This is a genomic window from Paenilisteria portnoyi, assembly GCF_014322795.1.
GTDB classification, from domain to species: Bacteria; Bacillota; Bacilli; order Lactobacillales; family Listeriaceae; genus Listeria_A; species Listeria_A portnoyi.
The window spans coordinates 46,448-64,146 of the sequence record NZ_JAASTT010000016.1 but is presented as its reverse complement, the minus strand read 5'-3'; the positions used below and the strand labels follow the sequence as shown (position 1 = coordinate 64,146).

At 38.5% G+C, this 17,699-nt stretch carries 23 protein-coding genes; 6 read left to right on the top strand and 17 right to left on the bottom strand.

The window, feature by feature from the left end; all coding sequences use genetic code 11:
- Window positions 1-12 precede the first annotated feature (12 nt).
- Entirely contained in the window at window positions 13-234 is a 222-nt protein-coding gene (locus HCJ66_RS11370; protein WP_187133229.1) for a hypothetical protein, read from the bottom strand.
- 295 nt (window positions 235-529) lie between these two features.
- Here HCJ66_RS11370 and HCJ66_RS11365 point away from each other — a divergent pair, with 295 nt between their 5' ends.
- On the top strand, window positions 530-2,041 hold the full coding sequence (locus HCJ66_RS11365; protein WP_187133228.1) for a hypothetical protein: 1,512 nt from the start codon (window positions 530-532) through the stop codon (window positions 2,039-2,041).
- A gap of 106 nt (window positions 2,042-2,147) precedes the next feature.
- Here HCJ66_RS11365 and HCJ66_RS11360 read toward each other — a convergent pair whose 3' ends face one another.
- The 11 genes from HCJ66_RS11360 to HCJ66_RS11310 form a co-directional block, all read right to left on the bottom strand.
- Window positions 2,148-2,726 (bottom strand): sigma-70 family RNA polymerase sigma factor, encoded by a 579-nt coding sequence (locus HCJ66_RS11360; protein ID WP_187133227.1) that lies wholly within the window; start codon window positions 2,724-2,726, stop codon window positions 2,148-2,150.
- A gap of 88 nt (window positions 2,727-2,814) precedes the next feature.
- Window positions 2,815-2,967: a DUF3954 domain-containing protein gene (locus HCJ66_RS11355; RefSeq protein WP_187133226.1), complete on the bottom strand. Its 153-nt coding sequence runs from the start codon at window positions 2,965-2,967 to the stop codon at window positions 2,815-2,817.
- Window positions 2,968-3,254: 287 nt separating this feature from the next.
- Window positions 3,255-3,566, bottom strand: coding sequence for a hypothetical protein (locus tag HCJ66_RS11350; protein ID WP_187133225.1), 312 nt, complete (start codon window positions 3,564-3,566; stop codon window positions 3,255-3,257).
- Window positions 3,567-3,985: 419 nt separating this feature from the next.
- Window positions 3,986-4,879, bottom strand: a complete 894-nt coding sequence (locus HCJ66_RS11345) for an ATP-binding protein (protein ID WP_187133224.1) — start codon at window positions 4,877-4,879, stop codon at window positions 3,986-3,988.
- Complete coding sequence (locus HCJ66_RS11340; RefSeq protein ID WP_187133223.1) at window positions 4,812-5,663, bottom strand: phage replisome organizer N-terminal domain-containing protein; 852 nt, start codon at window positions 5,661-5,663, stop codon at window positions 4,812-4,814. The genes HCJ66_RS11345 and HCJ66_RS11340 overlap by 68 nt, the downstream gene beginning before the upstream one ends.
- On the bottom strand, window positions 5,656-5,985 hold the full coding sequence (locus HCJ66_RS11335; protein WP_187133222.1) for a hypothetical protein: 330 nt from the start codon (window positions 5,983-5,985) through the stop codon (window positions 5,656-5,658). The genes HCJ66_RS11340 and HCJ66_RS11335 overlap by 8 nt, the downstream gene beginning before the upstream one ends.
- Window positions 5,978-6,265 carry a hypothetical protein gene (locus tag HCJ66_RS11330; RefSeq protein ID WP_222717484.1) on the bottom strand — a complete coding sequence of 96 codons (288 nt, stop codon included), beginning with the start codon at window positions 6,263-6,265 and terminating at the stop codon, window positions 5,978-5,980. Before HCJ66_RS11330 ends, HCJ66_RS11335 begins: the two co-directional genes overlap by 8 nt.
- Window positions 6,255-6,896 (bottom strand): hypothetical protein, encoded by a 642-nt coding sequence (locus HCJ66_RS11325; protein WP_187133220.1) that lies wholly within the window; start codon window positions 6,894-6,896, stop codon window positions 6,255-6,257. The genes HCJ66_RS11330 and HCJ66_RS11325 overlap by 11 nt, the downstream gene beginning before the upstream one ends.
- Window positions 6,886-7,137, bottom strand: coding sequence for a hypothetical protein (locus HCJ66_RS11320; RefSeq protein ID WP_187133219.1), 252 nt, complete (start codon window positions 7,135-7,137; stop codon window positions 6,886-6,888). The genes HCJ66_RS11325 and HCJ66_RS11320 overlap by 11 nt, the downstream gene beginning before the upstream one ends.
- Window positions 7,138-7,338: 201 nt before the next feature.
- Complete coding sequence (locus HCJ66_RS11315) at window positions 7,339-7,647, bottom strand: DUF771 domain-containing protein (protein WP_187133218.1); 309 nt, start codon at window positions 7,645-7,647, stop codon at window positions 7,339-7,341.
- Window positions 7,648-7,691: 44 nt separating this feature from the next.
- On the bottom strand, window positions 7,692-8,489 hold the full coding sequence (locus HCJ66_RS11310; protein WP_187133217.1) for an ORF6N domain-containing protein: 798 nt from the start codon (window positions 8,487-8,489) through the stop codon (window positions 7,692-7,694).
- A gap of 71 nt (window positions 8,490-8,560) precedes the next feature.
- On the opposite strand from HCJ66_RS11310, the gene HCJ66_RS11305 reads away from it, so the two are divergent.
- A complete protein-coding gene (locus HCJ66_RS11305) occupies window positions 8,561-8,701 on the top strand; it encodes a zinc ribbon-containing protein (RefSeq protein ID WP_187133216.1) in 141 nt (46 codons plus the stop codon).
- A gap of 511 nt (window positions 8,702-9,212) precedes the next feature.
- Here HCJ66_RS11305 and HCJ66_RS11300 read toward each other — a convergent pair.
- Window positions 9,213-9,455 (bottom strand): hypothetical protein, encoded by a 243-nt coding sequence (locus HCJ66_RS11300; RefSeq protein ID WP_187133215.1) that lies wholly within the window; start codon window positions 9,453-9,455, stop codon window positions 9,213-9,215.
- Window positions 9,456-9,512: 57 nt separating this feature from the next.
- Window positions 9,513-9,767 carry a helix-turn-helix transcriptional regulator gene (locus HCJ66_RS11295; protein ID WP_187133214.1) on the bottom strand — a complete coding sequence of 85 codons (255 nt, stop codon included), beginning with the start codon at window positions 9,765-9,767 and terminating at the stop codon, window positions 9,513-9,515.
- Window positions 9,768-9,896: 129 nt separating this feature from the next.
- Between HCJ66_RS11295 and HCJ66_RS11290 the strand changes: the two genes are divergently transcribed.
- The 4 genes from HCJ66_RS11290 (at window position 9,897) to HCJ66_RS11275 (ending at window position 13,697) form a co-directional block, all read left to right on the top strand.
- Window positions 9,897-10,559: a LexA family protein gene (locus tag HCJ66_RS11290; protein ID WP_187133213.1), complete on the top strand. Its 663-nt coding sequence runs from the start codon at window positions 9,897-9,899 to the stop codon at window positions 10,557-10,559.
- Between the two features lie 60 nt (window positions 10,560-10,619).
- Window positions 10,620-11,156 carry a hypothetical protein gene (locus HCJ66_RS11285; RefSeq protein ID WP_187133212.1) on the top strand — a complete coding sequence of 179 codons (537 nt, stop codon included), beginning with the start codon at window positions 10,620-10,622 and terminating at the stop codon, window positions 11,154-11,156.
- A 343-nt stretch (window positions 11,157-11,499) separates the two neighbouring features.
- Entirely contained in the window at window positions 11,500-12,666 is a 1,167-nt protein-coding gene (locus tag HCJ66_RS11280) for a tyrosine-type recombinase/integrase (protein WP_187133211.1), read from the top strand.
- Between the two features lie 134 nt (window positions 12,667-12,800).
- On the top strand, window positions 12,801-13,697 hold the full coding sequence (locus HCJ66_RS11275; RefSeq protein ID WP_187133210.1) for a TIGR01777 family oxidoreductase: 897 nt from the start codon (window positions 12,801-12,803) through the stop codon (window positions 13,695-13,697).
- Window positions 13,698-13,753: 56 nt separating this feature from the next.
- Here the strand turns inward: HCJ66_RS11275 and mprF are convergent, their stop codons facing one another.
- From mprF to HCJ66_RS11260, 3 genes are all read right to left on the bottom strand, one after another.
- The gene (gene mprF / locus HCJ66_RS11270; protein WP_187133251.1) at window positions 13,754-16,357 is read right to left on the bottom strand and encodes a bifunctional lysylphosphatidylglycerol flippase/synthetase MprF; all 2,604 of its coding nucleotides are present in this window, start codon (window positions 16,355-16,357) and stop codon (window positions 13,754-13,756) included.
- Window positions 16,358-16,391: 34 nt separating this feature from the next.
- The gene (locus HCJ66_RS11265) at window positions 16,392-17,057 is read right to left on the bottom strand and encodes a VanZ family protein (RefSeq protein ID WP_187133209.1); all 666 of its coding nucleotides are present in this window, start codon (window positions 17,055-17,057) and stop codon (window positions 16,392-16,394) included.
- 165 nt (window positions 17,058-17,222) lie between these two features.
- Window positions 17,223-17,696: a GNAT family N-acetyltransferase gene (locus HCJ66_RS11260; RefSeq protein ID WP_187133208.1), complete on the bottom strand. Its 474-nt coding sequence runs from the start codon at window positions 17,694-17,696 to the stop codon at window positions 17,223-17,225.
- Window positions 17,697-17,699 lie beyond the last annotated feature (3 nt).

The window sequence follows — 17,699 nt, the reverse complement described above, 5'->3', positions numbered from 1 at the left end:
TTAGTGTATTTTTTATTCTTGCGTGCTTTGCCAGAACCAATCTTGAAGTTCAATTCCAGCTGTGGCTCTTTTAGAAATTTCCTCTGATCTAAATAAATCTAGATGCGCCAATTTTTGGGCGATTTCTAAACTCTTAGAAGCACCACTATTATTTTCCGTGCTGTAAACAAATAGATCATTTATTTTTCGTATGATAGCTGTTTTCCCCGTGATGTGAGTACCTATATAATTCATATCATCACCTCATTTACTTATTATACCAACCATTTTAGGCTCAGTATCTGAGATTCTGATGTGCATTTACTTGGAAAGAAATAAATTTCATATGAATTTTTTCTTTAAAACGTCAATAAGAGCCTCCACATCAGAACGTGCCTGGCTAAAAAGTGATGGAGGTATTGACGTTTTTTACTTCTCATATATAGGTGGCAGGTGTGCGACAAAAATATACAATATTAGCAGAAACTTAATTTCCAAACTTCAACAAAAAATGTTAAAATAGTATTAATACACGAAGGAGGATGCATTAATGGAGAAGTACTCATTATCAAAAAAAGAAGTCAATAAATTATTAAATAGTGAATATCTTAAAAACATTAACTTTGTTTGGCTATATGACCTTCTAGAAATTGATAAGTCTTTAGATTTTAGTGATATTCCGATTGAAAAAAAAGATGTATATTCAGAAACCATACAAGATATATTACTTAAATGCTCTGATGAATGGATTCAAACTAAAGGCCCTAACGGTCAACCAGAGGAAGACATGGGGGACAATGAAGAGAACTGGAAGAATTGTTCGTTGTGTAACACGCCAAATAGATTCATATTTTATATTGAAAATACTCTGAATAAAATTAAAATAAACGTCGGTAGTGAGTGTATAAAAGAATTTGGTAGCATCGCAGGTGCGGCTCAAAAAAGCAAAACAAGCATGCAAAAAACGGCCTCAAGAGCCAGAAGATTGCAAGACCTCTTAGAAATAATACCTGGAGTCAGAACAACTGTAGATAAGTGGGAGGATTTTATAATTCGATTACCTATTCTGTTATCCAGCAAGGAGACTGATCCCTATCAGGATATAGGTCTTCAAGCAAATAATATATTTGAAAAAATATTAAATAGTGGGCTTAAAAATGATTATGTCGCACAATTAAAAAAATTGATACGCCTAGGAGAAGATGAAAAAAAGAAAGTCTTAAATAGAATTAATGAGTTAAAAAAAAATGATTTTGTTTTAACTCATGAACAAGTAAAATGGATTAGATCAAATCAACCCGATAAAATAAATGAGATTATCAAAATGATTAAAAGTAGCGAAGACAGTCTAATTACTCTATATTCAGCACCTTTGATTAACGAAAATACATTTCTAAAAACTTTTTCCAGAAAATATAACTCATTTGCAGATAATCACAATGAAGATATCCTAGACTTATATACAAGTTGGCAACTAAATGATACGCCTGCCGCTTCTGAGATTGAGTTTGAGAATGAATTGCCTAAAATTACTAATGTAAACTCTGGTTCCTTTTCTTTTGAATTCACGTCAATACCAAGAGTTACGTTCACTCTTAGCAGTAAAAAGTTTATTTCTTCGTTAGGTTTTATAGTATTTACTGGTAGTAAAAAAGTTTTAAGCAATACTGATGTACTTCAAATAATAACGGAAGCTCAATTGCCTAGTAGCATTATTAATTATGAAAACTTTTTCTCTCAAATAATGTATGTTGCTAATAAGCCTTCGTATACTGGCGTTGATAAATACTTGTTGTACAAAGTTAGTCTCGAAAAAAATTATGTTGATTTTAGAATCTATATATCATCAACGAAAGATGAGGATGATGTCGTTACTTATCGATATGCTTACAGAAGATATTCCTTAAAACCTTTTTTTAATAGTATGAAGGGCGTGCTATTAAAAAAAAATAAAAATAACATTTTAAATTATTTAGAAAAGAAACATATTAATCATTTCACCGAAGAACAATATGTGAATATGGAAAGAGAAGAGCTGGAATTAAGTAAAATGAATAGATAAGACATGAAATAGAAAGTGTCCATTTTATGGGTACCATTGTAAAAAGAACACTTTCTATTTTTTTATCTAACAGCTGAGAATACTCGCGACTTTAGTCGTGAGAGGTTCAAAATGCCATGCAAAAAAGGCTTCCATCGACCTGTTCTTGTATTTTTTCTTCTCCTCTTTTCAAGTAGACTCTTACAGAGCGAACGCTTATCTCCATTTCATCACTAATTTGAGAGTAGGATAAATTTTTTTCAAATTTTAATAAAAAAACTTTTTTCTCTTGTTCAGACATGGTACTCATCGCATCTTCTATTCTAATTTTGTCCCATTCTGATATTTTAACTTCTTCATCCTCGTACTCATAAGCAAGCCCATGCTCTTGGATAAACCAGTTCCGAATCACCTCAACATCAGACAAGCAAATTTCTCTTTGAACGCCTGAACGTCTGTGTATCGCTCTACGAGGACTAGGTTCATGCCCTAACTCCATCCAGTCGATTGCGTATTTCAAACTATCAACTATGCTATTAACTCTAGACATCGTCACTTGTTCCGGTAACTCTTCACGTTTTCTTTTTTGTCCCGGCAAAAGTGGTGGCAGCAACGCTTCTTTTTTATCGATTATGGTTTGTAGATTAGCTTTAAACGCCTCAGTATCGGCTAAAGCTCCTCTATACTCATTAATTAATTTTTGCATTCCGTCATCCTCCTCAAATTTTAAAATAAAAAAGGACGCTACGACAGTAATAAACTGTTCATAACGTCCTTCGATTTTTTCGACCAGACTATTTATTCAATTTGATTGTTTCTTTACTCTCCACTGTTACGGGTTTACCATCCGACCAGCTAATTGTTGTTTGGCCAAATCCATTTGCTGGTGGTTTGAAATACTTTTCCTCGCCGTTTATGAGAAGATACACACCGTCTTGCTTTGTCATTTTCTCACGCCCTGTGATATAATTAATTTGTGGAATTAACTAGCGGGGTGCGAGCCTCGTTTTTTTATTTGCTATACCAATCATCTTTCACAATATTTTAGTTTGCTCGTATATTAGCAATGAGTCTACGAAAAATTGCGCACCCTTATTCGGATTCCTCAGTAGCATTCATAGTGATTATTTGCTTATCAATCTCTAGTAAGACTTCCTATACTCTGTGCCAAATTTCTCAGCCAATGTACGACTACCCATCAATAAACAAGCACTTTTAGAAGATACTAATTGATTCATCGTTTCCCTCCCTCTCTAATTTTATCCACATACTCCGTATTTTCGTCCATCCAATTCAGGACGGCTGATGTGGGGTATTTACCGCGATAATATTTTAATTTAGGAAAGCCTGGTAATTTGATTAATTTTGCGCTGACACTTGATTTATCTAACTTGAATATTCTTGATAAATCTTCATTTTCTAACACTGGCGGTAACTTATATTTCTCTCGTGCGTCCTCTATTCCTTGCTCGTAACCTTTCGCCGCCGCTTCTGCGCATAATTGCTTAATCGCTGCGGCGAAACTATCCATTGGTGTTACGTCCATTTTTCCCCTCCCTCTATATCATCCAGTTGCAACGTTCTCTTTGTGTGTACCTCTCTGCTTAATACCTCTAGATTCGAATATCCCCCGTTTACCTTACCTAAGACTCACTAAGGCCGATTGCGCTAACCAATCCCCCCTCTCTTATCCATTTCGAGTTTTCAATCGTTTGATTCTTGGCAAAACCTGCAGGATTACATAGTTGGAAAATTCTCGACTAGAAAATTTTCTGCCTTGTATCAGTTCTGATTACCTAGTATACCAAATAATTCAAATGCTTTACTAATTTCTAATGCCATTTTATTTCCTCTCACGCGCTCGTTTAAACAGTTTTTTTATTCACGTAGAAAAATATTCATATTTTATAATTACATCTCAAAATCAAGCGTATTGACTCGAATTCGAGACGTAAACTACATAGCTCATAATTCTACTTGTTTCATTCTGTTGTCCTTGGTATTTAGAAATTCAATTAAGCAATAATTACTAAACAAGCGAGAAATCAACTTTTCGTCATAGGTTTTCTTAAGAGCACCATGGAGTAAATTTGTTGTGATAATAGTGCTTTTTCCTTGCCGGCCATCTGATATAGCATATAAAACGCGATGGACGAACTCACTCGCTTGGACTTTCTCCCCGTCTCTATCTATCTTCCCAGATTCTGCGCCTAGGTCATCTAATACCAAATAATCTACGTCTATCAGTTGCTGTATCAGTCCATTTTCTGAATCCTTGCCCTGATAATGGTCATTAAACGTATCTCGAATCATTGCCATGAGCTTATCGACCTTGATAAATAAACAAGATGTATCGCCTGCGCCTTTTTTACTGAGGCTGTTCAATAAGGCCATGGCGAGGTGAGTCTTACCCACACCAGGCTTTCCAAAAAGCCATGTATTAAAAACCTCATCCGCTCGATAGGATTTATAAACCTTAATCATGCGCTGTTTGTTTATATAAGCCTCCGATGTTGTATCTTCTGCAATGTACCCCTCAAATGTGGCGTCTTTTATCGTCAGATCTGCAATAACACTGAAATTGTCTAGTAATCCCATTTTTCGCTCTGCTCGAATGCGTTGTATATCTGCCTCTACTTGTTTCTGCAGCTCTGCATCCCGTTTTTCGCTTTCACAAACAGGACACAACTCTATCCCGTTCACAATATACATCGGGATATTTTTGCGATAAGGGTGCACTGTGCTGTTACTGCATGTATTTTCGGAGTATTCCAGTGTTGGGCGCTCTCCCTCAACCGAAGAACCCCTTTGCGTATTTATCTTCATCACTTCCCGCATGACGTCCGTTGTTTTGCGCATTGCCATAACCTCCTTTCGTTGGCATTGGTTGGTTTAGATACGATTCGAACTTAGTGGCAAATAGAGTTATTGGCCGTAAGAATTTTTGCATACTAGGGTCGTCGAGCCATTCAGCGGTTTTTATATCAATCACTTTTTTAAAGTCATCAACCGTGAACCCCTCGCCTAGTCTAGCTTTAATATGGCTTCTTGTGGCTGGTGTGTTGGTTTTATAATTTTTATTCGCCTTTTCGTTGAGATATGCCACAATTGCACTCACTGCCTCGGACAGGTCGTCGAGCTTTTGCTCGGCTATATCTCTTTTATCTCTTTCTTTATCTTTCTCTTTATCTAATTCTTTATCTATATCTGTTCCGTCATGTGACGTCACGGTAACGTCACTTTCAGGTAAAAGGTTCTGCCGCTTACGTTCTCGGTATTTTCGATTACGCTCTTTGTTCTGTAATCGTACTTTGTCCATACCTTCGATGTTTTGATGTTTCTCCCAGTTGCGAATACTAATAATATCGTTCTCGATTTCAATTAGTTGATATCTAGCCAATACCGCGAACGCCATTCTAACGTCATTTAAAGGACGATTGAACAAGCCTGACAGTTCTTCCGTGTTTAATGGAACTTGCTCATTAAGCATAATATAGCCGTTTAAATTCGATTTTCCTGCTTGGGCTAGTAGCTTAAACCAAATTACTAGTATCGTGTCACAATTTGGCAAGCTTTCAATCAACCTTATTTTTTCATCCTCGAACATATCCGTTTTGAACTTGATCCATGTAATTTCAGCCATTAGGATCATCCCCTTGCGCGCTTGGATGAACTGGCATATTACAAAATGGTTGTTGCGCTTTGAAAGTTTTTTGTATCAACATCACCTTTTCTTCTATGCCGCTCATTTGGCCTACTCTTGGACGCAAGGAATCGCATAATACACGTAATGCGCTAATGACTTGTTGCACTTCTGATTGAGTCTTATCTACGGGAATGTCATCTGCTATAAGATAACTTAATTCAATGATGTTAATAGCATCCTCTATCGCAATTCCGACATCTGATATTTCAATGGTAAGGTCTTTGAACGTTTCCGCGCACTGCATTTCATTTTCAATCATTGCCGAAACCCTCCATTTCACGAGCAAAACTGATACCATCATAAAACGCTAGTTCATATACTTTTTGAGCGTAAATCATAGGCAACATCGCCGCTAAGTTAGAATACTCTTCAAATGCACTCATCTGATCCGGTGTGAGTGTCATCGTTAGCTCTGTTAAGGCTTTATTAGCCTCACTCTCTGATTCCCTATACTCCAAAACATCGTCTAGCGCCCTGTCCACCGAATTAATACGCTCGGACGAAAATGCCAACATCGCTTTATGAAATTTATTCCCCATCATCAAAACCCCCGATATTTGTTTGAAATCCCACGCCATCCTTTAAAATGTGAGTGGTACCCTTGTCCCCGATTAAATGAATGACGCCAGTGCCAAAATCATGCTCTGTAAAAATTTCTGCGTCTAATAGGCTCGCAAATTCTTCCATGATGTTCTTTCCGTCTGTCGGCTCTTGCAACTCACTTATAATCGCCAATGAGGTAAGTGTAAAGAAACGGACATCCCAATTATCGTACTCGTACATAAATTCTAGGTCTCTTTCGCCTATCACCGTGTCCATGCCACCGATGCCATTAATGTATTTCATGGTGTAGAAATAGTCTTTGTTCCCCCACTTGGCACCGTCGTAAGTCTTGTCAATCGGAAAGAATGTTGCAAATTCTCGCGGGGTCATCACACCAATGTGCGCCATTACTATCTGACATAATTCGAAAAGTGACTTTAGTTCTGATTCTGTTCTATTTTTAAGGCTCAATTTGCCAAGATATTTAATCGCATAGAACAAAAAATGATCCTTTAAATATTTTTTGCTGGCATCAGGGCCGTGTACTTTGCCTATTTCTAATGTACGATCACAAAAATTATAAAATGCTGCTTCGTATAGGTCTGGGCCATCTCTTCTAGTTTTCATCTAACCCCTCCAATGGACGCGTGACAACGGAATAAGTCATCGCGTTTAGTCCGTCTAGTTGAGCGTCAATATCTGCTAATAAGCGTTCTTTTTCAGTAAGTTGGCCAGAAAGAAAATCTTCCATCCCTACGCCAATTCCGCGCTCCGGCAACCCCTTTATATATTTGATGGATTGCTCTGTTTCTGCCTTCGCAATCCTTAGCACCTCGCCAAGTAATTCCAATGATATTTCTGCTTTCATAATAAAAAACCTCCCACATTTAACTTGCTATTTTGGAGGATATGACATACAATAAGCTTAATCGGTGGCTTATTGTATGCTACATCCCGAACCCCGCTTTGCCGAGCGTGGGTTTATTTTTGTGCCTTTAATCCTGAATGATAGCCAACTTTGAACATACCAAATGCGAACATAATCAGCACGCACCCTATTGTTAATATACTAGCCAATTTTAGCACCTCGCTTGTGATTGACTCCGAGTTCTGGAAAATACAGATCGATAAATTCCTCTATCTGCTTCGCCTTGAACATCCAGCCGCTACTTGTCGAAATAGCCAGTTGATGTTGAACAACATAAGGATGGTGGCAGATATGATCTACTACCCAGCGTTCGCTATACCCACCGCAAACTACCCGCATTCTGTCCATTCTCCAAATTAGCCCAACGACACCCATTTCCTCCAATACCTCTTGCGTTTTCTCCTTGATTAGCTGTTTTACTGTTTCCTCGTCAAATTTTATTAGTGACATGGAATCCACGCCCCTCCGCCGTTTTTTTAATTTTTTATTGCCGCTCAATATCCGATATTGTCCAGGTCCTCATTGTCCATTTGATTTATGAGTGTCATGGTCGCCGTTGATGGTTGCCAGTTCACAATAAAATCGATAACCATATCATAGTGGCGCATACGCAATTGGGAACGGTGCGGCACTTGCGCAATCTTCTTCACTTCTGAATTTAAATCTTTGTACAGTTGTGATTTTTGTTCCTGCGTTGGCTTTAAATGCCTTTCTTTAATCACGTTGCCGACACGTTGACTTACTAAGCGTGTGATATAGCCATAATCACTGGCAGTAAGTGGTTTGTTCACTTCTAATTCATTTACGCGCTTATCCAACTTAGATACTTCAACGTTTGTATTGTCGTTGGCATCAAAAACTAGTCTTAAAATCTCCATCGGATCAGTTGGCAGTTTCTTATTTATTTCTTCCCGCATCGCGAAATAGTCGTCTACCAATTGATCGTATATTTCCCAAGCAGTATCATCCTCTAAAATTTTGAGTAGTTTGGAATAGCCGCGTTCGGATAGAAGATAAATATTGTTGCTTCTGTTCCAAGCATTTTGCGTATAGCCAAACTTTTCGAGATCACTCTGTGTGATAACGGATTTTAAATCAAGAATATCTACATCACTTTTAAATCGTTCGATATTACGATTGATGGATTGATTAATCGTTCTAACATCTGTACTATGAATTTCTGCAATATCCTTCACCGTCATTGCTCGTTTGTCTTCTCCAAATCCACCCTCGATACCAGTAAATTCAAAATGGCCAACATGTTGCTTGCCGATTATTTTTAAATCTATCATTCTTTATCCCCCTAACACTTTCTATTACATCTACATTTTGGTACAATCACCCTGATTGGAGGTGCACTCACATGACTCAACATACAACTGGCGAAAAACCTGGTAAAGCTACCTACACATGTAATAGTTGTGGACAAAAAGTAGTATTAGATGATGCGACTGATACTTTGCTTCCTTGCCCACATTGTGATGCAACTACCTTTAACAAATAAGTGATTTGAAGTAGGCAATAGCCTGCTCTTTTTTATAGGGCTATGCGCTTACGGTTAAAACAAACACATTTCCCAAAAATATTTAGTTGCAACCATGACTCTGCAAAGCGATTGCCTTTTCCATCACGATATTTCGTAATGTAGTGATGCACGGATATCCACTCCTTTCTTTCAATGGTATTTTTTATGGTATAATCACCTTAGAAAGTGAGGTGATACATGATGAATTCTTGTAAGATTATCTTTTCAAATGGTGAAAGTCTGGTTGTACAGGATGGATCCAAGCTAATCGGTATACACTCTCGTGATAACCGGGCAGTAAACATTTCTGACAAAGAAAAATTCTACTATCCTAGAACAACTTCTACGTCAGAGCCATTAGAGCTTTGGCTACATGCTTCAGCGGGTATGATTCCATCCCTAACTGAATTTCTGTGTAATTTCGAGTATTTTTATCTACTCGACAAAGAGAATGAAGTATTTTCGTCAAACGCTATAGTAAAACTGGTATCTATCTAATTAGTTCGTTCGCTTGTCTTGCTTTACTTCTTCGAGATAATTCATAATGACAAGCGATATTATATTCCGCACCACGGAATACTGGACTATTAGCTCTAAGCGCATGGGAAAGCTCATTATATGTCTTTCCTATGCTTATTTTGATTAATCTATTGTCGCACTCACAGACTGCTTCTTCTATTTTCATTTGCATGATTTCTAAAAGCTCCTGAACCTCTTTTTCATAATTCGTCACCTAGATCACCTCCTATCTATACATATAGTAGCTACTTATTAACAAACCAAAAGTTATTCATGAAATAGCTTTATTATCGCCCGTATAACTTAAAGTTGACTTGCCAGCAAAAAAAATATTGTTAATGGGAATATCATATAAATCACAAAATGCCTCAGCAACTTTGACTGGTGTATTCTCTGGATGGTTCTCATAATACGAGACTTTCTGCCGAGTAACCTTCTCATTAAGGGATTCAGATAAGTTTTTAGCAACTTCTAATTGAGTCATTTTTTTATTCACTCTGGCAGCTTCTAGTGTGATAACTAACATTTCCCTCACCTCCATAACAACACTATAATATAACTTTCGGTTATTGTCAAACACTTTATATAACTTTTATATAACTTTATGTTGTATTGTATAACTTTATGTTGTATCATATAGGTAGAGAGGATGATTATGTTGAACAACAATCGAAATATTTCTCTCCCCGATCAAATTGCTTTATATAGGGGGAGACGCGGATTTACACAACAAGACCTTGCGGATAAGCTTTCTGTATCAAAGCAAACCATATCAAATTGGGAAACTGGATTAAAAAACCCTAGGATGGGTGCAATTCAAAAAATGGCCGAACTATTTGGCATTACCGTTAGTGAACTGATTGATGGAAGTGAGGAGCAAAAGTTTTCATTTGAAATGGTTAATATTCCATTGTACGGAACAATCTCAGCAGGTGTACTGTCAGAGGTTGAGGGCATAAATTCAGATAATGTAAAAATAATTTCATTGCCATTAGCTATGTTTAGCCGTCCTTACAATTCAAATAAACTATTCGCGATGAAGGTAAATGGTAGTTCCATGGATAAAGTAATTCAACACGATGAAGTCATAATTGCAAAACAGGTTGAATTTGAAAACTATAAAGATGGTGATATAGTTATCTTCTCGCATGACAACCAATATTCACTTAAGCGCTATCGTCCAAATGAAATAGAGGGAGCCATATTATTTAAAGCAGAGTCACACGATCCTGCATTTAAAGATATTGTTGTTATGTCTGACACTGATTATAATGTAAAGATACACGGAAAAGTCATTTACTACGGGACTACACTATAATGATATGCAGATATTTGCGCAAATGCGTTGATGTAAAAAACATTAAGGGAGCAGATGAAAATGGCAAATAAGAAAGCGAAAAAATCAATTTTTAAAAATTGGTGGTTTTGGTATTGTCTTATTGCTGCTATTTTAATAGTTGTAGCCGCAAATCTAAAGGCAACAAGAATAACAGAAATTATCGCGATTGCGATATCCGCTATAATGATAATTATATTCATAGTTTTTCTTATTATTGACCTTACACATAAATTCGCTTCAGAAAAGGAAGACTCAAATTTGGAATCTGAAGCAACATCAAAAACGAAATCACGATTATGGGTAATTGTGGTCGCCGTTTTTATCGTAATATTCGTAGCCATCTGTATTTTATTTGTACTTGTAAGATACTTAATGACAGTGCACATGCTAAATATTACTATAGTAGCGTCATTTATAGCGCTATATATTACAACTACTATCGGTCGTGGGGTTCTCAAAAAAAAAGGAGCGGAGGACTTTTTTGAAAACAATCTGCTCTGGGTGATAGTTGCTCACATAGTCCTCTGGTTGATTCTATCCTTTGCAGTTTTCTTACTTATTCAACTCGTCGCATGAAAACGGTTCTATAATAAATGTTGGGATAGCAGTTAATCTGCCTCAACATTTATTATAGAACCGATAAAAAAGAAACGTCGTCGGCTACAAGCGCGAAGCGCTGGAACAAAACGAAATTAGATCGCGCTTTAAACCAAATATGGGAGGATATTTTACGTAATATGTACGACCGAATTAAATCTAGTGTTAACAAGAAAACCTATAATCAAAAAGGCATGGTTATACTACATGAACACACATAACATCATAGAAGCTATGGACGATGGCTTACTAGAAATTGAATTCGAAGAAGATTAAAATAACCATCCACGCCCCTCCGCCGAGGAAAAGGATGATTATTATTATGGGATTTTCAGTAAAGTATAACGAAAAACGAAATAAATGGATCTGGCGCGCCCGTGTCACGATTAATAGCAAGCAATATGAGAAATCTGGTTCTGCAGATAAGCAGCAAGATGCCGAGTTAGAAGGTTCACAGGTATACGCTAAGCTGGTGAAAGAGAAAAGTTCAAACTTTGTCGAAATCGACCGCAATATTACGCTAGAGGAATTAATAAATGAGTGGTTTAAAACATACAAGGAAAACAAACTATCGTCAAACACGATTATTAGTTATAGGTGGGCTATGGAAAATTATATTATCCCTGTATTAGGGTTTATACAGGTGACGAAAATAAACAGATTGATGTATCAAAAGTTTATTAACTCCCTTATTAATAAAGAGTACGCGGTCAGTACTGTTAAGCTTATCCACTCCGTCGTGAATAACTGTCTATCTTTCGCGCTACATGATTTACGGCTCATTGATTACAATCCAACAGAAAAAATCGTTATTAAAGCAAATACTAAAAAAGAACTGGTTACAGAACATAAAATGTACTACTCGAACGAAGAGCTTACTAAGTTATACAAAACAGCCAAAGATACAGAAAAAGCTGTCATAGCTGATCTAATTCTTTTCCTGCCTAGAACTGGTCTAAGGATAGGCGAGGCGCTTGGACTTATGGTAGAGGATTACAACGAGGAAAATGGCACGCTAACGATAAATAAGCAGTTACTTAATAGAGCAACTCAAACTAACATTATATTCGCAAAAACAAAAACAGAGACTTCGAATAGAACGATTTATGTAGACACTGAAACAGAAAAAATTATCAAGCGCCGAATTTTAGACAATAAAAAAGCAAAATTAAGACATCCAGAAATAGAATGTCAATACAATTTTTTGTTCGCCTATCTGAATAAGCCGATAATGCATTCCCGTTTTAGATATGCCCTGACTCGCATATCATCGCGGGCAGGAGTTGAGAACTATCGGGGACGTTCCGCGCACGCCTTCAGACATACCCATGTAAAAAATTTAGTGGAAGCTGGTGTACCTGAGGTTACCATTCAGCAACGCATCGGACATTCTAAAGATTCCACTGTTACGAAACAGTACATGCATAGTGACGAAGGAATGAACAAACGTGCTGTTGAACAATATGAAGAATTTATGGCACAGTGGTAATTAGGGGCGCAATTAGGGGCAACCGGATAAATGTAGCTTTGAAACTAGTTACGCCAGCTTGTTTCAGCCTCCTATCGTTTTAAAGCTATCTTAAAGGGAAAAGTAATAGAAACAAGTTAGGGGTGAACGAAATTATGAATATTTTAATCGCGGGCGGGACTGGTTTTATTGGACAGCATCTCGTTCCTACTCTTTTGGATAAGGGGCATGTTGTTTATATTTTGACACGTCAGGATGGTAAAGTTAGCACCGATAATATCCATTATATAAAGTGGTTGGGCGGCTCTTTGCCTGATTTGGCTGGGTTGTCTATCGATATATGTATTAATCTTGCTGGCGCGGGTATTGCGGATAAGCGATGGACAGAGGATCGGAAGCAGTTGATTTTAGATAGTCGTGTGGATGCGACGACTGAGCTGGTGCGGATGATTCATACCTTGAAGCCGAAGCCCCGATTGTTGATTAATGCGAGCGCGATTGGCATTTACCCAACATCACAAACGACTTTTTTCTTAGATACGGAGGAGCATGTGGCGGCTGATAATTTTCTTGCGGAGACGGTTATTTCTTGGGAAAAAGCTGCGCGTGCTTCGGGAATTCGGACGGTCTTTACGCGATTTGGTTTGATTTTGGGTAAGGACGGCGGATCATTGCCACTACTCACAAAACAGTTTAGCTTCTTAGTTGGCGGGCCGCTCGGCGATGGAAATCAGTGGTATTCGTGGATTCACATTGATGATGTCGTTGGCGCGATTGTCTTTATCATGACGAATGAGCGGATCGACGGCGCGGTGAACGTGACAGCTCCACACCCAGTTCAACAGAAAAAATTCGCAAAGCTACTCGGTCAAGCGATGAATCGACCAGCAAAAGTTGCGACACCTGCTTCGATGATTCGTCTAGCGATGGGCGAACGAGCGATGCTTATTTTGAAAGGTCAGCGGGTATATCCGCAAAAACTTCTCAATCAAAATTTCACATTTAAATTCCCACAGATTGAGGCAGCATTGACCGATTTAGTAAAAGAATAGAAAAACAAGGCGCTTGTGAGATCCGATTGCGATCTTCCAGCGCCTTGTTTGTGTTATTATTTCGTTTCTTCTGTAGCCGCGACGGGTTCCATCTCGTCTACAATGTCTTCTGCGATTTGTGCTTTGGATAACGGCCGTTTCTTGCCTACTAGAACCATCAGTTGCAACATTGTAAAGGCAATCGAGCTTCGTTTTCGGAACGCAATGAATTTTTGAACCCAAGTGGTTACGTATTTTGATTTGTAGTTGCGTAAACCTTGGAAGCCGTAGAAACCTTGGCTATAGCGATAAACGAGACCCGCCAACCTTTCTCCTAAAAAGGCAAACTGTGAGGAACCGACATTGGAAAGTGGCGCCATCCCTGCATTGAAAATTTGGTAACCGTCTTCTTGCCCTTTTTGGAATAGGTTGATGAATAGGAAATCCATGATACCGCTTGGAGCATCTTGACCGTAGCGCATTAAATCGATGGATGTCATTTCGTCGTTGTAACATGGCATGATCGAGGCAAAGGCAATGATTTCACCTTCTGCGTCTCGAGCGATTGCGATTGGTGCTTGTTCTAAATAGTAAACATCGAAGTACCCAAGCGAGAATCCTTTTTCGGATCTATCGCCTAGCCAATCATCCGAAATTTCGCGGAGTCGTTGAATCGTTTTTTCATCGAAGCTTGGCTCAATAATTTCAAATGTATAACCTTCACGCTCGAATTTATTCATTAAGGCGCGTTCACCCTTACGTTTTTTACCAGTTAGCGTAAATTCGGGTAAGGATACGAAGCCTTCTTCACCAATTTTCATGAAATCAAAACCATGATCGTGGAGGAATGCCAGCATATCAACATCGACTTCATAGAAAACGGGTCGGTAACCAAAACGATCGGCATATGTCATCAGTTCTTCTAGCGCGTCCTCAAGGGAGTCACTATCCCCGACTGGTTCTCCCATGATAACCATTTTATCGGCTTTGAGCTGGAATGGAAACACAACTTTATCGTCTTTAGACCAGAAAAGTAGTTTGTCGCGCATGAACATTGTGTGGGTTACTTCATTTCCTTTGTATTTAGCTAAATGGGCTCGTAAACGCCTCGCATCAAATGGTTCCCCAATCGTAACACTCGTGGTTGAGAAGTAGTAGAAAATAATAATCAAACTAATAATCGCGATGGCGACACCGATGAATCCTGTAATCCAAACGTGTTCAGATGGAATCAACAGGTAATCGGGAATTTTGCGGTGATGTGGTACTTTTGGCGAGTTATAAATGCCGATGAGGACATAGCCGATTAAACAAACTAAAAATAGTAAGCTGTCAAAAATGATTTTACTCCATGTGTAGACGAGTTTTTCACGATAAAATTCATTGCGGGCTAGGTAAACGCAAATCAATACGATACCAAGAAAAATCGCTGCTTTGATGGAAAATCCTTGGGCAAGTGTATTGAAAATCGCGCAACCTAGCACAACAATAGTTGTTACATAAGCTTTTGTAATCTTACTTTCGATACCTCGAGCAAGTCCGAGTAACAAGAACCCGAACGCAATCATCGTGATTTGCGACACGAAAAATAGACTGAATGGCGCGAGTTTATAGAGTAGTGGTAAATGATAAATCGCATTTGGAATCGCTGCGGAGATAATCAGCATCAGCCCTGCAAAATACACGAACAAGACTAGAAATCTGTGCGCTAGTTTTTGTAGGAATAGGCGTGGTAACCCTTCTAAATAATCGTTGAATTTCTTTCCAGCTTTTTGGACGAAGAATAGAAGTCCAGCTGCGAACGGGATAATATAGTAGAAAATACGATAAAACAGCAACCAAGCGACACTGAGGTCCGTCGGTACGCCAAGTGCTTCAAGCCCGAGAATCATGACGACATCGAACGTTCCAACCCCGCCTGGTACCATCGATGCAATCCCGATAACAGATGCAATGACGAAAAGCGGGAACACTTTAGCAATATCGACTGGTTCGTTCATGAGTACGCCGATGATGATGAAGCAACCGAATGCAAACGCCCATTCTAATAGGGACGCTAATATAAGTAGTAATTCACGTTTTAGCGGTAAATCTTCAAATAGCGTTTTACTTTTCCATTTTGTAAAGAAAAATAGGATTGGGAAATATAAGCCACCGCCGACAAGCCAAGGCCAGTAACTGCGGAAATGATCGGCGAATCCTGGAATAAACAGCATCACTAGGCCGATAAGGCAATATAATGATAAACCTGATACGAGAAACAAGGCGATTTTTGAAATAGCTAGAAGGATTTGTTTATGGTCTGCATTCTTACCGTAGAAATTGGCGCGTAACGAGGCTCCTAATACGCCGCCAAATCCACCGATATTCGTAAACGTATTCGTAATCCAGCCAGACGCAATGATGTGACTCGTTGGAAACTTTCCTGGCAAGAGTTTCACGATGACAAAATCATAGATAAGCATTGGTGTCACAGCAATAAGTCCAACTACAACCATGATCAAGATATTTTCCGGGCTCTGCGATGTTAAGTTGTCTTTCAAGGCGCCAAAATCGGTTGTTGTTCCGATACTAATCACCTCATACACGACAAACGCGAGTACAAAGCCGATAAAAATAATTTTGGCCTTCAGACTATTCTCTTGAAACCATGCTATGAGTTTTGCAAATCTTTCCTTCATCATACCAATTCCCTTCACTTTTCCCATTTCAATACTATTTTTTGCGCTTTCTCACGCGTGGTATACACAGGGCTACAAGAATACCCAGCAAACCACTCAGCGTATTTAGAATAATGTCATCAATATCTGTCGAACGATTTTCTGGCAAAGTTATGCCGCTAAAACCTGTGATAACCGTCGTTTGTAGGAATTGAACAAGCTCGATTCCGGTAGAAACTAAAAGGGCAATCAAAAGCGTCGTTCCCATTCGTTTCGTAATTTGAAAATAGAGTAGGAAAAAGGTCAATGGTGCGAGTAACAGGACATTTCCAAGTAACTGAATGATGGTTGGCATTGTTGGCAACGTTTGGTGCACCGTATTTTCAATCGTCGTAAATGGCACAATATTTACCATTTCTTGCTGAATATGAAATCCTCCTGTGTACGTGCTTTTTAGGATATCTCCTGCTGAAATATATGTAACTAAATGATGCAAAATGAACAGATAGAGAATGAAAGTTGCGAGCCAAATCACATCTATTGAATTTCTTAATTTCGCCTTCCAAATGATGAAAATCGAGCACACGCCAAGGATTGTCCCGTTTAGAATGACATTGATCAACTCTGCTCTACTACCAAAATCGAGTGCTAAAAATATACCGTAAGCCATATATAAAATCGGAATCAGGAGAACAAGAAACCGAATTTTGTCATTTTTCATAGATCTGCCACGCTTTCTTATGGTCTAATTGTCTACCTTAGTTTAACAAATAACATTAGTAATGAAAAGCTTTGTCGCGACTTTTCATCCTTACATTATTGCAAGGTGATTTAAAAATGGAGAACGAGGATTGGTACATATCTCCCCGTTCTCTATTCTTGTTCCTCATATTCTCAGTTCGTAAACAAATTGCTCCCCGCGCGGACCTAGGACAACGCGTGGTGTTTCGACAAAACCGCTTTTTAAATATAATTTTTGTGCTGGAATATTTCGTTTGTTGACTGCTAAAACAACGCTAGCAATTCCTTTGAAATGAGCGTGCACATAGTCTTTTAACGCAGCTAAGGACTTTGTACCATATCCCTTTCCTTGCAAGCTGGAATCAATGGAATAGCCTCGAAGAAGTAGTGCATTGGGTTCTGTGGTGTATGTCGTTAGGTCATTGCCGCTATCCAGAACGAAGAAGCCCGCGATTATTCCGTTATCGGAAATCAGGACGCAGTGATAGCTACTTGTTTTTGTGGCTTGCTCTAAAATTTCCAATGGATGTGCGGAAAATTCATCGTTCGTGAGGATATAATTTGTGAGGGCTGCAATCTCCGCTGTTTCATTTTTGAACGGTTGTAGTTGAATTGTCAAAGG

Coding starts and splice junctions, on each gene's coding strand:
- HCJ66_RS11330 (WP_222717484.1), bottom strand. CDS start 6,265: ATGGGGAATAAATTTCATAAAGCGATGTTGGCATTTTCGTCCGAGCGT.
- HCJ66_RS11280 (WP_187133211.1), top strand. CDS start 11,500: ATGGGATTTTCAGTAAAGTATAACGAAAAACGAAATAAATGGATCTGG.
- HCJ66_RS11350 (WP_187133225.1), bottom strand. CDS start 3,566: ATGGACGTAACACCAATGGATAGTTTCGCCGCAGCGATTAAGCAATTA.
- HCJ66_RS11290 (WP_187133213.1), top strand. CDS start 9,897: ATGTTGAACAACAATCGAAATATTTCTCTCCCCGATCAAATTGCTTTA.
- HCJ66_RS11285 (WP_187133212.1), top strand. CDS start 10,620: ATGGCAAATAAGAAAGCGAAAAAATCAATTTTTAAAAATTGGTGGTTT.
- HCJ66_RS11335 (WP_187133222.1), bottom strand. CDS start 5,985: ATGATTGAAAATGAAATGCAGTGCGCGGAAACGTTCAAAGACCTTACC.
- HCJ66_RS11345 (WP_187133224.1), bottom strand. CDS start 4,879: ATGCGCAAAACAACGGACGTCATGCGGGAAGTGATGAAGATAAATACG.
- HCJ66_RS11275 (WP_187133210.1), top strand. CDS start 12,801: ATGAATATTTTAATCGCGGGCGGGACTGGTTTTATTGGACAGCATCTC.
- HCJ66_RS11340 (WP_187133223.1), bottom strand. CDS start 5,663: ATGGCTGAAATTACATGGATCAAGTTCAAAACGGATATGTTCGAGGAT.
- HCJ66_RS11265 (WP_187133209.1), bottom strand. CDS start 17,057: ATGAAAAATGACAAAATTCGGTTTCTTGTTCTCCTGATTCCGATTTTA.
- HCJ66_RS11305 (WP_187133216.1), top strand. CDS start 8,561: ATGACTCAACATACAACTGGCGAAAAACCTGGTAAAGCTACCTACACA.
- HCJ66_RS11365 (WP_187133228.1), top strand. CDS start 530: ATGGAGAAGTACTCATTATCAAAAAAAGAAGTCAATAAATTATTAAAT.
- HCJ66_RS11310 (WP_187133217.1), bottom strand. CDS start 8,489: ATGATAGATTTAAAAATAATCGGCAAGCAACATGTTGGCCATTTTGAA.
- mprF (WP_187133251.1), bottom strand. CDS start 16,357: ATGAAGGAAAGATTTGCAAAACTCATAGCATGGTTTCAAGAGAATAGT.
- HCJ66_RS11315 (WP_187133218.1), bottom strand. CDS start 7,647: ATGTCACTAATAAAATTTGACGAGGAAACAGTAAAACAGCTAATCAAG.
- HCJ66_RS11355 (WP_187133226.1), bottom strand. CDS start 2,967: ATGACAAAGCAAGACGGTGTGTATCTTCTCATAAACGGCGAGGAAAAG.
- HCJ66_RS11360 (WP_187133227.1), bottom strand. CDS start 2,726: ATGCAAAAATTAATTAATGAGTATAGAGGAGCTTTAGCCGATACTGAG.
- HCJ66_RS11320 (WP_187133219.1), bottom strand. CDS start 7,137: ATGAAAGCAGAAATATCATTGGAATTACTTGGCGAGGTGCTAAGGATT.
- HCJ66_RS11370 (WP_187133229.1), bottom strand. CDS start 234: ATGAATTATATAGGTACTCACATCACGGGGAAAACAGCTATCATACGA.
- HCJ66_RS11295 (WP_187133214.1), bottom strand. CDS start 9,767: ATGTTAGTTATCACACTAGAAGCTGCCAGAGTGAATAAAAAAATGACT.
- HCJ66_RS11325 (WP_187133220.1), bottom strand. CDS start 6,896: ATGAAAACTAGAAGAGATGGCCCAGACCTATACGAAGCAGCATTTTAT.